This is a genomic window from Streptomyces luteolifulvus, assembly GCF_008806595.1.
Classification (GTDB): domain Bacteria; phylum Actinomycetota; class Actinomycetes; order Streptomycetales; family Streptomycetaceae; genus Streptomyces; species Streptomyces luteolifulvus.
The window spans coordinates 162,830-176,836 of sequence record NZ_VZRB01000018.1; the positions used below are offsets into that span (position 1 = coordinate 162,830).

13 protein-coding genes are annotated in these 14,007 nt (G+C 70.4%); 11 read left to right on the top strand and 2 right to left on the bottom strand.

What is annotated here, in order from left to right; translation table 11 throughout:
• Positions 1-61: 61 nt before the first annotated feature.
• The 7 genes from rsmD (at position 62) to mutM (ending at position 5,202) form a co-directional block, all read left to right on the top strand.
• The gene (rsmD, locus tag F7R91_RS24810; RefSeq protein WP_150951339.1) at positions 62-649 is read left to right on the top strand and encodes a 16S rRNA (guanine(966)-N(2))-methyltransferase RsmD; all 588 of its coding nucleotides are present in this window, start codon (positions 62-64) and stop codon (positions 647-649) included.
• A gap of 26 nt (positions 650-675) precedes the next feature.
• On the top strand, positions 676-1,155 hold the full coding sequence (gene coaD, locus F7R91_RS24815; protein WP_191971614.1) for a pantetheine-phosphate adenylyltransferase: 480 nt from the start codon (positions 676-678) through the stop codon (positions 1,153-1,155).
• Between the two features lie 98 nt (positions 1,156-1,253).
• Positions 1,254-2,327 carry a cell division initiation protein gene (locus tag F7R91_RS24820; RefSeq protein WP_150951343.1) on the top strand — a complete coding sequence of 358 codons (1,074 nt, stop codon included), beginning with the start codon at positions 1,254-1,256 and terminating at the stop codon, positions 2,325-2,327.
• A gap of 179 nt (positions 2,328-2,506) precedes the next feature.
• On the top strand, positions 2,507-3,163 hold the full coding sequence (locus F7R91_RS24825) for a YceD family protein (RefSeq protein WP_150951345.1): 657 nt from the start codon (positions 2,507-2,509) through the stop codon (positions 3,161-3,163).
• 2 nt (positions 3,164-3,165) lie between these two features.
• A complete protein-coding gene (gene rpmF, locus F7R91_RS24830) occupies positions 3,166-3,339 on the top strand; it encodes a 50S ribosomal protein L32 (protein ID WP_003951102.1) in 174 nt (57 codons plus the stop codon).
• A gap of 7 nt (positions 3,340-3,346) precedes the next feature.
• On the top strand, positions 3,347-4,144 hold the full coding sequence (gene rnc, locus F7R91_RS24835) for a ribonuclease III (protein ID WP_408056059.1): 798 nt from the start codon (positions 3,347-3,349) through the stop codon (positions 4,142-4,144).
• A gap of 197 nt (positions 4,145-4,341) precedes the next feature.
• Positions 4,342-5,202, top strand: coding sequence for a bifunctional DNA-formamidopyrimidine glycosylase/DNA-(apurinic or apyrimidinic site) lyase (gene mutM, locus F7R91_RS24840; protein WP_150951347.1), 861 nt, complete (start codon positions 4,342-4,344; stop codon positions 5,200-5,202).
• On the opposite strand, the gene F7R91_RS24845 is transcribed toward mutM, so the two are convergent.
• Positions 5,175-5,576 carry a winged helix-turn-helix transcriptional regulator gene (locus F7R91_RS24845; RefSeq protein WP_150951349.1) on the bottom strand — a complete coding sequence of 134 codons (402 nt, stop codon included), beginning with the start codon at positions 5,574-5,576 and terminating at the stop codon, positions 5,175-5,177. The genes mutM and F7R91_RS24845 overlap by 28 nt on opposite strands.
• Positions 5,577-5,673: 97 nt before the next feature.
• A complete protein-coding gene (locus F7R91_RS24850) occupies positions 5,674-6,771 on the bottom strand; it encodes a CAP domain-containing protein (RefSeq protein WP_150951350.1) in 1,098 nt (365 codons plus the stop codon).
• A 165-nt stretch (positions 6,772-6,936) separates the two neighbouring features.
• Between F7R91_RS24850 and F7R91_RS24855 the strand changes: the two genes are divergently transcribed.
• From F7R91_RS24855 to F7R91_RS24875, 4 genes are all read left to right on the top strand, one after another.
• Positions 6,937-7,218: an acylphosphatase gene (locus tag F7R91_RS24855; protein WP_150951352.1), complete on the top strand. Its 282-nt coding sequence runs from the start codon at positions 6,937-6,939 to the stop codon at positions 7,216-7,218.
• A gap of 384 nt (positions 7,219-7,602) precedes the next feature.
• On the top strand, positions 7,603-7,806 hold the full coding sequence (locus F7R91_RS24860; RefSeq protein ID WP_016432419.1) for a hypothetical protein: 204 nt from the start codon (positions 7,603-7,605) through the stop codon (positions 7,804-7,806).
• Between the two features lie 242 nt (positions 7,807-8,048).
• On the top strand, positions 8,049-12,182 hold the full coding sequence (locus F7R91_RS24870) for an AAA family ATPase (protein WP_150951354.1): 4,134 nt from the start codon (positions 8,049-8,051) through the stop codon (positions 12,180-12,182).
• 133 nt (positions 12,183-12,315) lie between these two features.
• The gene (locus F7R91_RS24875) at positions 12,316-13,734 is read left to right on the top strand and encodes a sugar porter family MFS transporter (protein WP_150951356.1); all 1,419 of its coding nucleotides are present in this window, start codon (positions 12,316-12,318) and stop codon (positions 13,732-13,734) included.
• The last annotated feature ends 273 nt before the right edge of the window (positions 13,735-14,007 follow it).

The following is a 14,007-nucleotide window of genomic DNA, read 5'->3' on the forward strand; positions in this document are numbered from 1 at the left end:
CCGCCGCGCGGGCGCGACCAGCCACAATGAACGTGAAGCCGCCCACGACCAAGGACCCAAGATGACCCGCGTGATCGCCGGCGCAGCCGGCGGACGCCGCCTCGCCGTCCCCCCGGGAAACGGAACCCGTCCCACCTCCGACCGAGCCAGAGAAGGACTGCTCTCCACCTGGCAGTCCCTTCTCGGCGGCCCCTTGGACGGCGAACGGGTCCTCGACCTCTACGCAGGCTCGGGCGCCGTGGGCCTGGAGGCCCTCTCCCGGGGCGCAAGCCACACCCTCCTGGTCGAGGCCGACGCAAGAGCGGCTCGCACCGTCCGGGAGAACGTCAAGAACCTCGGCCTCCCCGGCGCCGAGGTCCGCGTCGGCAAAGCCGAACAGATCATCCGGTCCCCGGCGCCGGCAGAGCCGTACGACATCGTCTTCCTGGACCCTCCGTACGCCGTCACGGACCACGATCTTCGCGAGATTCTCCTCACACTCCGCGCCGAACGCTGGCTCGCGACGGACGCCCTCGTCACCGTGGAGCGCAGCACCAGAGGCGGCGAATTCCGGTGGCCGGACGGATTCGACGCGATCAGGGCCCGTCGCTACGGCGAGGGAACGTTTTGGTACGGTCGCGCCGCCTCTACGTGCGAAGACGCACGATGACCGGACCGGAGAGCGAGGGATCACAAGTGCGCCGCGCTGTTTGTCCCGGGTCGTTCGACCCGATCACCAACGGACACCTCGACATCATTTCCCGCGCCTCACGTCTCTACGACGAGGTCTACGTCGCGGTCATGATCAACAAGGCCAAGAAGGGCCTGTTCGAGATCGACGAGCGGATCGACCTGATCCGCCAGGTCACCGCCGAGTACGGGAACGTCCGGGTCGAGGCCTTCCAGGGTCTTCTCGTCGACTACTGCAAGCAGCGCGACATCCCCGCCATCGTGAAGGGTCTGCGCGCGGTCAGCGACTTCGACTACGAACTGCAGATGGCCCAGATGAACAACGGTCTGTCGGGTGTCGAGACGCTCTTCGTGCCGACCAACCCGACGTACAGCTTCCTCTCGTCCTCCCTGGTCAAGGAGGTGGCGACCTGGGGCGGCGATGTCTCGCACCTGGTGCCGCCGGTGGTCCTGGAGGCCCTCACCGAGCGCCTCACGAAGAACTGAGGACCTGACGGGCCGTCACTCGGTGTCCGGCGGACACCCCATGGCCGTACAGTCGTCCCGTCCGTCTCCAACACAGCGGCAGAGAGTGGCGAGCACAGGTGGACGTGCAGAAGAAGCTCGACGAGATCGTCGCGATGGTCTCCGGCGCCCGGGCCATGCCCATGTCGGCCTCCTGCGTGATCAACCGCGCGGAGCTGCTCTCGTTGCTGGACGAGGTGCGTGCGGCACTGCCCGACTCCCTCGCCCAGGCCCAGGAGCTGATCGGCGGCCGGGAGCAGATGGTCGAGCAGGCCCGCCAGGAGGCCGAGCGGATCATCGAGACCGCGCGCGCCGAGCGCGGTTCCCTGGTCTCCGGCACCGAGGTCGCCCGCCGCTCCCAGGCCGAGGCCGAGCGCATCCTGACCGAGGCCCGCAAGGAGGCCGAGGACGTCCGGGTGGAGGCCGACGACTACGTCGACTCCAAGCTCGCCAACTTCGAGGTCGTCCTCACCAAGACCCTCGGCTCCGTCGGCCGCGGCCGCGAGAAGCTCCTCGGCACCGGTCCGGGGCCCGACGAGCAGGGGTACGTGGACCCTGAACTGGACGACGCCCCCGAGCGCAGCCACGACCCGGAGACCCTGCGCCGCGACGCCGACGCCTATGTCGACGCCAAGCTCGGCTCCTTCGAGGCGGTCCTCGCCAAGACCCTGGAGGCCGTCGGCCGCGGCCGCCAGAAGCTGCACGGCCGGATCGCCACCGACGACCTCGGCGCCCTCGCCGACGACCACTCCGCCGTCCAGCACTCCAGCGACGCCGACTACCTGGCCGACCTCGCGGCCCTCGCGGAGCAGGACACCCCGGCCGAGCAGCCCGCCCCCCAGGACTACGCCCAGCAGCAGCCCGCCTACGGCTACCAGCAGCCAGACCCCTACAGCGCCGGCTACCCCCAGCAGGGCTACGCCCAGCAGCAGGACGCCTACGGCTACCAGGCCGCCGACCCCTACGCGTACCAGGGCTACGACGGCGGGCAGGCCGGCTACGACCACAACACCCAGAACACCGCGGACCACGCACAGCAGGCGTACGTCCCGCAGCAGCCGGCGCACGCCCTCGACGAGACCAGCCTGTTCGACACCAGCATGATCACCGCCGAGCAGTTGCGGGCCTACGAGCAGGGGCGCGGCAACAGCTGAACTGCGGCCGCCGCCCCCTGGAGGCCGGTCCGGCGAGCCCCGAGCGGACACCGGATTGGGTCCTCGGCCGAAGGTCCAGTATCCTGGCTCTTCGGTCGCGTGTACGTCCGCGATCAACGCTGCCCGCGAACACCGACGGCGGCGTCCCCTGAGCTCAGAAGATCGAAAGCAGGAATGGCGTGAACGCCCGCCTCGACCACCGCAACCCTCTCGTGTTCGACACGCACGAGCTGGGGCGGCGTCCTGGTGCGCTGCAGCGCCTGACCCGCGAGATCGACGCTCCCAAGGATCTCGGGATCCGGGAAGTGATCGAAGTGCCGGACGGCGCTCCGGTCGAGCTCGAACTCCGGCTCGAGTCGGTCATGGAAGGGGTGCTCGTCACAGGCACCGCCCGTGCACTGGCCGAGGGGGAGTGCGTAAGGTGTCTGGAGCCGGTCGAGCTGGAGCTCGAAGCGGACTTCCAGGAGATGTTCTCGTACCCTGACGCCGACGACCGGGGCCGCGTGAAGGCGGAACCGGCCGACGACGCCGAGGGATCCGCAGAAGACGAGGACAGGCTCTTTCTCGAGGACGGCCTGTTCGACCTCGAACCCGTGCTGCGGGATGCGGTGGTGCTCGCACTGCCGATGCAGCCGGTGTGCCAGGACGACTGCCCCGGCCTGTGCTCCGAGTGCGGAGCCCGGCTGGCGGACGACCCGGACCACCACCATGACGCCGTCGACATCCGTTGGGCGGCACTGCAGGGACTCGCCGGTTCACTCGGAGACGGCGAGAAGGACGAGATGAGCGGCGACGGGCCCGGATCAGCGCGCGCCGCCGAGAAGCAGGAGAAGTAGCCGTGGCTGTTCCGAAGCGGAAGATGTCGCGCAGCAACACGCGCCACCGCCGGTCGCAGTGGAAGGCTGCGGTCCCCACTCTGGTTGCGTGCGAGCGCTGCCACGAGCCCAAGCAGCAGCACATCGCGTGCCCGTCGTGCGGCACCTACAACAAGCGCCAGGTCCTCGAGGTCTGAGCGGCTGGTGAGAGGCACTGTGTCCACGCCGAAGAAGAACTCGGACAACACGGCCTCGTCCCACACGCTGTTGGAAGGGCGGCTCGGGTACAAGCTCGAGTCCGCCCTTCTGGTGCGTGCGCTGACCCACCGCTCCTACGCATACGAGAACGGCGGTCTGCCCACCAACGAGCGCCTGGAGTTCCTCGGGGACTCCGTCCTCGGCCTCGTGGTCACGGACACGCTGTACCGCACCCACCCCGACCTGCCCGAGGGCCAGCTGGCCAAGCTGCGGGCCGCGGTGGTCAACTCGCGTGCGCTGGCGGAGGTCGGTCGCGGCCTCGAACTCGGCTCCTTCATCCGGCTCGGCCGCGGTGAAGAGGGCACGGGCGGCCGGGACAAGGCATCCATCCTCGCCGACACCCTCGAAGCGGTGATCGGCGCGGTCTATCTCGACCAGGGTCTCGACTCGGCGGCGGAGCTGGTGCACCGTCTGTTCGACCCGCTGATCGAGAAGTCCTCGAACCTCGGAGCCGGACTGGACTGGAAGACCAGTCTCCAGGAGCTCACCGCGACCGAAGGACTCGGCGTGCCCGAGTACCTGGTCACGGAGACCGGCCCCGACCACGAGAAGACCTTCACTGCTGCCGCCCGCGTCGGAGGCGTCTCGTACGGCACCGGCACCGGCCGCAGCAAGAAGGAGGCGGAGCAACAGGCCGCGGAATCCGCGTGGCGGTCCATCCGGGCCGCGGCGGACGAGCGCGCCAAGGCGGCGGCCGAGAAGGCCGCCGAGGACGGCGAGGACCCGTCGTCCGTCTCCGCCTGACCGAAACAGCCCGCGCCCGTCCCGGAGCCTGAGTGAGGCGAAGGGGCGCGCCGGTGAGGGGACGGTGAACGTGTGAAGGCCCGCAGGGCTGAGCACGATCGCCGTCCCATGCACCGGCACGAAGCGCCCCGAAGGCGAACGTTTGAGACGGAGCCGCCGGGCGCGGGGCTCATACACCGGCTTTCACGGGGGATCCCATGCCCGAGTTGCCCGAGGTCGAGGTCGTCCGGCGCGGACTGGAGCGGTGGGTCGCCCACCGCACCGTCGCCGAGGCCGAGGTGCTGCATCCGCGTGCGGTACGCCGTCATCCCGCCGGCGCCGACGACTTCGTACACCGTCTGAAGGGCCACCGCATCGGCACCCCCGGCCGCCGCGGCAAGTACCTGTGGCTGCCCCTGGAGGACACGGAACAGTCGGTCCTGGCGCACCTCGGCATGAGCGGCCAGCTCCTGGTCCAGCCGCAGGCGGCGCCGGACGAGAAGCACCTCAGGATCCGCGTGCGGTTCGCGGACGACGTGGACCTGGAGCTCCGCTTCGTCGACCAGCGCACCTTCGGCGGCCTGTCGCTGCACGACAACACCCCGGACGGACTGCCCGACGTCATCGCGCACATCGCCCGCGACCCCCTCGACCCGCTGTTCGACGAGGAGGCCTTCCACCAGGCCCTGCGCCGCCGGCGCACGACGATCAAACGGGCCCTGCTCGACCAGTCGCTGATCAGCGGCGTCGGCAACATCTACGCGGACGAGGCCCTCTGGCGCGCCCGCGTCCACTACGAGCGCCCGACCTCGGGATTCACCCGCCCGCGCACGCTCCAACTGCTGGGCCACGTACGGGACGTGATGAACGCGGCCCTCGCCGTGGGCGGCACCAGCTTCGACAGCCTGTACGTCAACATCAACGGCGAGTCCGGCTACTTCGACCGCTCACTCGACGCATACGGGCGTGAGGGCCTGCCGTGCCGCCGCTGCGGCACGCCGATGCGCCGACGCCCCTGGATGAACCGCTCCAGCTACTTCTGCCCGAGGTGTCAGCGGGCGCCGCGCGTGTCGTCGTAGCGCTCCCGCGCCTGAAGAACGTCGTCCATGCGGCCCTCCACGAAGTGGATGAGGGTCAGCAGCCGCTCGGCCACCCCGCGGCCCAGCGGCGTCAGTTCGTAGTCCACCCGGGGCGGGTTGGTCGGCTGTGCCTCGCGGTGCACCAGGCCGTCCCGCTCCAGGGCGTGCAGGGTCTGGGAGAGCATCTTCTCGCTCACCCCGTCGATACGGCGGCGCAGCTCGTTGAAGCGCAGGGAGCCCTCGTACAGCGCGCCCAGGGCGAGTCCGCCCCAGCGCCCCGTGACGTGCTCCAGCGTGCCGCGTGAGGGGCAGGCCTTGGCGAATACGTTGTACGGGAGGTTCTGCTCCCCCGTGCGCTCCTGCATGGTCTCCATACCTGAAGCGTACTTGAGCGCAGCGCTGACCGACAGGTTGCACTAACTGTGGGTTAGCGCTTTCCCATCATTAGTATGCTGGGCGCCTGACTGCTGGCTAGTAGCCGAAGTCCTGCGTCCACCAAGGGCCGCCCGGCCCGAGGTGTACGCCGACGCCCAGCGTCTTGAAGTCGCAGTTCAGGATGTTCGCCTTGTGGCCCGGGCTGTTCATCCAGGCCTCCATCACCGACGCCGCGTCGGACTGCCCGCGGGCTATGTTCTCGCCGCCCAGGCCGGCTATCCCGGCCTTGTCGGCCCGGTCCCACGGGGTCGCGCCGTTCGGGTCGGTGTGGTCGAAGAAGCCCCGTGCGGCCATGGCGTTGCTGAAGTCCTCGGCCAGATCGGCCAGGGCACTGTTGGCGGACACCGCGCTGCAGCCGACCTTCGCCCGCTCCTCGTTGACGAGCTTGAGGACCTCGGCGGCGGCCTTCTTCTCCGCCGACACGGTCACGGGCCCGCTGCTCTGCCGCGGAACCTTCGTCGGCTTCTTGTCGGGCGTCGTCGTCGGCTTCTTGCTGGGGGTCGTCTGCGGCTTCTTCGACGGCGTCTTGGTCGGCGCGGCGGTGGAGGCCGAGGCGGACGGCGTGGGCGAGGCGGAGCGCTGGACGTCGCGGCTCGTCGACGAGCCGTCGTCGCGCCTCTCGGCGCTGCCGGAGGTGCCGCCCTGCTCGGTGGCGGCGTTGGTCGGCGAGCCCGCGGCCGCCACGTTGTCGCCGCCGCTGTTGCTGCTGCCGCCGAGCTTGTAGTTGTCGAGGCCGGGGACGCCGCCCGTGGCGACCGCGACCGTTCCGAGGGCGACCGCGGCGGAGACCCCGAGCAGGCCGGTGCGGACCGGCGTCACGGCCTTCTTCCTGGGGCGGCGGTGCGACCCCCCGCGCCGCGGACCGCCGTCGGGCGTGAAGCCGGCGCGGTCGCCGAAGACCGTCCGGTAGTCCTCGTCCGTCGCGAAGAGGTAGGCGGCACTGCGCGCGGCCGCTTCCTCCTGCGCCGGGGTGTTCAGGTAGGGGGCGATGCCGAGCGTGGGGCCGTCACTGCTGTCCGAGCCGTACGAGTGGAGCGGATCGTGGCCGCCCGTGTACGAGCCGTAGCTTCCCGTGACCCCCGTGGCGCGGCCCGTGGCGGCGCGGCCGGCGGCGGAGCGTCGGTGGCGTCCCATGTCCTTGCCTTCCTGGTCCTGGCGGTCGACGCGTCCCCCCCCCCCGGGCCAACCCAACCCACTCGATCGAGTGAGTTTCATATGAGATTCATTGGGGGTGGACGGTACCGCATGGCGCCAGAGGAGGAAGTGCCCGCGGAGACATTGGGCGGTTAGGTTGCACTCATGAGCGAGGATGTGCGACTGGTCGCCTGGGTGCGTGGAAGCGTCCAAGGTGTGGGTTTTCGCTGGTTCACGCGCGCCAAGGCGCTTGAGATCGGCGGCCTGAGTGGTTTTGCTCTCAATTTGGACGACGGACGGGTCCAAGTGGTCGCCGAGGGCACGCGCGGGGGCTGCGAAGGACTCCTCGACTGGCTCCAGGGCGACGACACGCCCGGCCGCGTCGACGGTGTCACCGAGATCTGGGACACACCCCGCGGGGGCTACGACGGCTTCGCCATCCGATGAGCCGGCTCCGTGAAACGGCCCGGGCGGAAGCGGAGGGCCATGCCACCGGCACCTGCCCGAAGCGAAAAGGGCCTGGTGGTTGCCAAGAACGGCTTGCGCTGGCAAGCTCCGCACCGTAAGGATGATCGCCACGCCCCGAGGGTCCCGCAGGAGTCGTCGCGCCGCCGTTTCCCGGCCGTGTGACCGCGGGTTGCCCGCCAATACGGGGTGTGATCGTGTTGACCGTCAAACTTTTTGGTGAGACGCTGAAAGCACCCCGCGCACCTTAGCTGTTTGGCATGGATCAACGGCATCACGAACTCAAGAGTGTCAAGCACCGCGGGTGCGAATCCCTCACGACCCACACCGCTTCGGTCGGTCACTCAGTGTGGAGGACCATCCATCATGGCAAAGGCGCTTCTCGGTTACGTCGGCGGCTCCGACCCTCGACTCCTCGCCGAGATGCGACGGCTCCAGCAGCGCGTACAGGACCTGGAATCCGAGCTTGTACGGATCCAGGCGGAGAACGACGCGCTCGCGGCTGCCGCTTCTCACGACAGGATCATGGAGAGCATCGACGCACACCAGGCGGAGCCTGCGCTCACCTGATCACTGCATCGCTTCACGACAGCTACGCAGTGGTTGGGCGGCCCGTATCAACCGCTAAGTTGTCAGAGTTGCAAGGGACGCTCCGGCGTCCCTTCTTTCTTGCCCCCGTCTTCGCGGCCCCCCGCTTTTCCTGCCCCCGCGCATCCTTTCACTCTCTTTAACGTCTGGTGTGCCCTGCACGTTCATCGGTGAAACCGCGGGTTCATGGAGTGAGACACCCCCGGAAGGTAGAGTCCAGCGGCGTGCACCTCAAGGCCCTGACCCTCCGTGGGTTCAAGTCGTTCGCCTCGGCGACCACGCTCCGGTTCGAGCCGGGCATCACGTGCGTCGTCGGACCGAACGGCTCGGGCAAGTCCAACGTCGTGGACGCGCTCAGCTGGGTCATGGGCGAACAGGGCGCCAAGTCGCTGCGCGGCGGCAAGATGGAGGACGTCATCTTCGCCGGCACCACCGGCCGCCCCCCACTGGGCCGCGCCGAGGTGTCCCTGACCATCGACAACTCCGACGGTGCCCTGCCCATCGAGTACGCCGAGGTCACCATCACGCGGATCATGTTCCGCAACGGCGGCAGCGAGTACCAGATCAACGGCGACACCTGCCGACTGCTCGACATCCAGGAACTCCTCTCCGACTCCGGCATCGGCCGCGAAATGCACGTCATCGTCGGCCAGGGCCAGCTCGACTCCGTGCTGCACGCCGACCCCATGGGCCGCCGCGCCTTCATCGAGGAGGCGGCCGGTGTCCTCAAACACCGCAAGCGCAAGGAGAAAGCGCTGCGGAAGCTGGACGCGATGCAGGCCAACCTCGCGCGCGTGCAGGACCTGACGGACGAACTGCGCCGCCAGCTCAAGCCGCTCGGCCGTCAGGCGGCGGTCGCCCGCAGGGCCGCCGTGATCCAGGCGGACCTCCGCGACGCCCGGCTGCGGCTGCTCGCCGACGATCTCGTACGGCTGCGGGAAGGGCTCAAGGCCGAGATCGCCGACGAGGCCGCCCTCAAGGAACGCAAGGAAGCTGCCGAGCAGGAGCTGAGGAAGGCCCTCCAGCGCGAGGCGCTTCTGGAGGACGAGGTACGGCAGCTCACGCCGCGCCTCCAGCGCGCCCAGCAGACCTGGTACGAGCTCTCGCAGCTTGCCGAACGGGTGCGCGGCACGGTCTCGTTGGCCGACGCGCGCGTGAAGAGCGCCACGTCCACGCCTCCCGAGGAGCGGCGCGGGCGCGACCCCGAGGACATGGAGCGCGAGGCCGCGCGGATCCGGGAGCAGGAGGCCGAGCTCGAAGCGGCCCTGGAGGCGGCCGAGCGGGCGCTCGAGGACACGGTCGCCCACCGCGCCGAGCTGGAACGCGAACTCTCCCTCGAAGAACGGCGCCTGAAGGACGTCGCCCGGGCCATCGCCGACCGCCGTGAAGGCCTGGCCCGGTTGAACGGCCAGGTCAACGCGGCCCGTTCGCGCGCGGCCTCCGCCCAGGCCGAGATCGACCGCCTCGCCGCCGCGCGGGACGAGGCCCAGGAGCGGGCGGTCCGGGCCCAGGAGGAGTACGAGGCGCTCAAGGCCGAGGTCGACGGCCTCGACGCCGGCGACGCCGAACTCGCCGAGCGGCACGAGGCGGCGAAGCAGCGGCTCGCCGAGGCGGAGGCCGCCCTCACCGCCGCCCGCGATGCGGCCACCGCGGCGGAACGCAAGCGCGCCGCGACCCAGGCCCGCCATGAGGCACTGGCACTGGGCCTGCGCCGCAAGGACGGAACCGGGGCACTGCTGGCCGCGAAGGACCGGCTCGGCGGACTGCTCGGCCCGGCGGCGGAACTGCTGACCGTGACGCCCGGCCACGAGGTCGCACTGGCCGCGGCCTTCGGCGCGGCGGCGGACGCGATCGCGGTGACGACACCGGCATCGGCGGCGGACGCGATCAGACTCCTCCGCAAACAGGACGCGGGCAGAGCGGCACTGCTCCTGGCGGGCGCGCCGGAGGACCCGAAGGCCGTCGGCAGGGCCGACGCAACGGGCGCAGAAGCCTCGGCGGAACCCGCCACCACCCCCCACACCCGCACAGGAGACGCGCCGCACGCCGCCGACCACACAAGCAGGAACGCGTCGGCGCATCCGGCACCGGACGGCTACCGCCCGTCCGACGCGGGCCACGCAAGCGGAAACGCATCGGCGGAGCCCGGACCGGGCGGCTACCGCCCGCACCCTGCCGTCCCCGGACAGCCGCGTGTCGACGACGGCGGCCGGGCAGGGGCGGCCGCGGGCTCCGGCATGTGGCCGGCGGGCGAGCCGTACGCCGAGGGGCAGCGGTCCGATGCGGGCCACGTAAGCAGGAACGCGTCCAGGCAGCCCGGACCGGGCGGCTATCGCCCGCACCCTGCCGTCCCCGGACAGCCGCGCGTCGACGACGGTGGTCGCGCAGGGGCCGCGGGCTCCGGCATGTGGCCGGCGGGCGAGCCGCGCGTCGAGGGGCAGGTGTCCGACGCCGGGCACGCAAGCGGGAACGTGTCGGCGCATCCGGCACCGGATGGCTATCGCCCGCACCCCGCCGTCCCCGGACAGCCGCGGGTCGACGCCCCGCGCCCCGCAGGTCCTCCCTTTGCCGCCGACCTCGTGCGTGGTCCTTCCGAGCTCATGTCCGCCGTACGACGGCTGCTGCGTGGGATCGTTGTCGTCGGCACCCTCGAGGATGCCGAGGATCTTGTCTACGCGCGCCCCGACCTCACCGCCGTCACCGACGAAGGTGATCTGCTCGGGGCGCACTTCGCGCAGGGCGGGTCCGCCGGGGCGCCCAGTCTGCTCGAAGTGCAGGCGTCCGTGGACGAGGCCGCCGCCGAGCTGGACGAACTGGCCGTGCGGTGCGAGGAGCTGGCCGAGGCGCAGCACGCGGCCGCGGACCGCCGCAAGGAGTGTGCCGGCTTCGTCGAGGAGCTGGGGGAGCGGCGGCGGGCCGCCGACCGGGAGAAGTCGGCGGTCGCCCAGCAGCTCGGCCGGCTCGCGGGCCAGGCCCGCGGTGCGGCCGGCGAGGCCGAGCGGTCCACCGCGGCGGCGGTACGCGCGCAGGAAGCGCTCGACAAGGCCGTACAGGAAGTGGAGGAGCTCGCCGAGCGGCTGGCCGTCGCCGAGGAGATGCCGGTCGAGGAGGAGCCCGACACGTCGGTACGGGACCGTCTCGCCGCCGACGGGGCCAATGCGCGGCAGACCGAGATGGAGGCGCGCCTCCAGGTCCGTACGCACGAGGAGCGGGTCAAGGGGCTGGCCGGACGGGCCGACTCGCTGGACCGGGCCGCGCGCGCGGAACGCGAGGCACGCGCGCGTGCCGATCAGCGGCGGGCCCGGCTGCGCCACGAGGCGGCCGTGGCGGAAGCCGTCGCCTCCGGAGCACGCGAGCTGCTCGCGCACGTCGAGGTGTCGCTCGGCCGCGCGGAGCAGGAGCGCGTCGCGGCCGAGGCCGCCAAGGCCCGGCGCGAGCAGGAGCTGACCGCCGCCCGCGGCACGGGGCGCGACCTCAAGGCCGAACTCGACAAGCTGACCGACTCGGTGCACCGCGGCGAGGTGCTCGGCGCCGAGAAGCGGCTGCGTATAGAGCAGTTGGAGACCAAGGCGCTGGAGGAGCTCGGCGTGGAGCCGGCCGGGCTCGTCTCCGAGTACGGCCCGCACCAGTTGGTGCCGCCCTCCCCGCCCGCCGAGGGCGAGGTGCTGCCGGAGGACCCGGAGCACCCGCGCAACCAGCCCCGGCCGTTCCTCAGGGCGGAGCAGGAGAAGCGGCTGAAGGCGGCCGAGCGTGCCTATCAGCAGCTCGGCAAGGTCAACCCGCTCGCCCTGGAGGAGTTCGCCGCGCTGGAGGAACGGCACAAGTTCCTCAGCGAGCAGCTGGAGGACCTGAAGAAGACCCGCGCCGACCTGCTTCAGGTGGTGAAGGAGGTCGACGAGCGTGTCGAGCAGGTCTTCACCGAGGCCTACCGGGACACGGCCCGCGAGTTCGAGGGCGTTTTCAGTCGGCTGTTCCCGGGCGGCGAGGGACGGCTCGTGCTGACCGATCCCGACAACATGCTCACCACCGGCGTGGACGTCGAGGCGCGCCCGCCGGGCAAGAAGGTCAAGCGGCTGTCGCTGCTGTCCGGCGGTGAGCGCTCGCTGACGGCTGTCGCGATGCTGGTGTCGATCTTCAAGGCGCGGCCGAGCCCGTTCTACGTCATGGACGAGGTCGAGGCGGCGCTCGACGACACCAACCTTCAGCGGCTGATCCGCATCATGCAGGAGCTGCAGGAGGCCTCGCAGCTGATCGTGATCACGCACCAGAAGCGCACGATGGAGGTCGCCGACGCGCTGTACGGCGTCTCCATGCAGGGCGACGGGGTGTCGAAGGTCATCAGCCAGCGCCTCCGCTGACTCCCACCTTCATCTTCAATTGTTGAACACACTCCTCTCACGCATGCCTTTCTCTGTCGCAAACCCGCCTATTGACTTCGGAATTTGAAGACATAGTCTGTGGCAGCGTTGCCGGTGACCCGAGGAGTTGAACGTGACCAGCACGACGCAGACACCCACGTCAGGAGCCGGGACGGCTCACCCCGAACACCTCGGGCACGTCATCTTCATCGCGGCGGCCGCCGCGATGGGCGGGTTCCTCTTCGGCTACGACAGTTCCGTGATCAACGGTGCCGTCGAGGCCATCCGGGACCGCTACGACATCGGCTCCGCGGCGCTGGCCCAGGTCATCGCCATCGCCCTGATCGGCTGCGCGGTCGGCGCCGCGACCGCAGGCCGTATGGCCGACCGCATCGGCCGGATCCGGGTCATGCAGATCGCCGCCGTACTGTTCACGGTCAGCGCCGTCGGCTCGGCCGTGCCCTTCTCGCTGTGGGACTTCGCCCTCTGGCGCGTCGTCGGCGGCTTCGCCATCGGCATGGCCTCGGTCATCGGCCCCGCCTACATAGCCGAGGTCGCCCCGCCCGCGTACCGCGGCCGCCTCGGCTCCTTCCAGCAGGCCGCGATCGTCATCGGCATCGCCGTATCGCAGCTCGTCAACTGGGGTCTGCTCAACGCCGCCGACGGTGACCAGCGCGGTGAGCTGATGGGCCTGGAGGCCTGGCAGGTCATGCTCGGCGTCATGGTCGTCCCGGCCGTCCTGTACGGCCTGCTCTCCTTCGCCATCCCCGAGTCCCCCCGCTTCCTGATCTCCGTCGGCAAGCGGGACCGCGCCCGCGAGATCCTCGCCGAGGTCGAGGGCCGCAACCTCGATCCGGACGCCCGGGTCGCCGAGATCGAGCACGCCATGAACAGCGAGCACCGGCCGGTCTTCAAGGACCTGCTCGGCGGCGGCTTCTTCTTCAAGCCGATCGTCTGGACCGGCATCGGACTGTCGGTCTTCCAGCAGTTCGTGGGCATCAACGTCGCGTTCTACTACTCCTCGACCCTGTGGCAGTCGGTCGGCGTCGACCCGACGGACTCGTTCTTCTACTCCTTCACGACGTCGATCATCAATATCGTCGGCACCGTGATCGCGATGATCTTCGTGGACCGCGTCGGCCGCAGGCCGCTGGCCCTGATCGGCTCCGTCGGCATGGCGATCGGGCTCGCGCTGGAGGCCTGGGCCTTCTCCTACGACCTGGTCGACGGCAGGCTGCCGGCCGCCCAGGGCTGGACGGCCCTGATCGCCGCCCATGTCTTCGTCCTCTTCTTCGCCCTGTCCTGGGGTGTGGTCGTCTGGGTCATGCTCGGCGAGATGTTCCCGAACAAGATCCGCGCCGCCGCGCTGGGTGTGGCAGCAGCCGCACAGTGGATCGCCAACTGGGCCATCACCGCGAGCTTCCCGTCGCTGGCCGACTGGAACCTCTCCGCGACCTATGTGATCTACACGGCCTTCGCCGCGCTCTCCGTCCCGTTCGTCCTCAGGTTCGTCAAGGAGACGAAGGGCAAGGCGCTGGAGGAGATGGGGTAACCCGTCGCACAGACTCGAGGAGACGGGCCAAGTCCCCGCTGCCCGTCTCCTCGTACCTGCCGCCGCCCCCGCCCGGCCCTGTCCGGGCGGGGGCGGCGGTGCCCTGCCCGCGGCTCACCGGCCCCGACCTCCAGCTGCACCCATCTCCGCACCCATGAGGGCGGGGGCTGTCAAGGCGTACAGAAGTCCGGCCCCGGTGGTCGGTGTGCAGCGCATCGGGGGTGGGGGTGGTCTTGTGAGGGACGGAGCGTCGGGTGTGGTTCCCCGGGATGC

What these genes read in the sequence shown, in the direction of transcription:
- rsmD (WP_150951339.1), top strand. Translation starts at nt 62, where the DNA reads ATGACCCGCGTGATCGCCGGCGCAGCCGGCGGACGCCGCCTCGCCGTC.
- F7R91_RS24850 (WP_150951350.1), bottom strand. Translation starts at nt 6,771, where the DNA reads ATGGGACGCCACCGACGCTCCGCCGCCGGCCGCGCCGCCACGGGCCGC.
- F7R91_RS24845 (WP_150951349.1), bottom strand. Translation starts at nt 5,576, where the DNA reads ATGGAGACCATGCAGGAGCGCACGGGGGAGCAGAACCTCCCGTACAAC.
- F7R91_RS24860 (WP_016432419.1), top strand. Translation starts at nt 7,603, where the DNA reads ATGGCAAAGGCGCTTCTCGGTTACGTCGGCGGCTCCGACCCTCGACTC.
- mutM (WP_150951347.1), top strand. Translation starts at nt 4,342, where the DNA reads ATGCCCGAGTTGCCCGAGGTCGAGGTCGTCCGGCGCGGACTGGAGCGG.
- F7R91_RS24855 (WP_150951352.1), top strand. Translation starts at nt 6,937, where the DNA reads ATGAGCGAGGATGTGCGACTGGTCGCCTGGGTGCGTGGAAGCGTCCAA.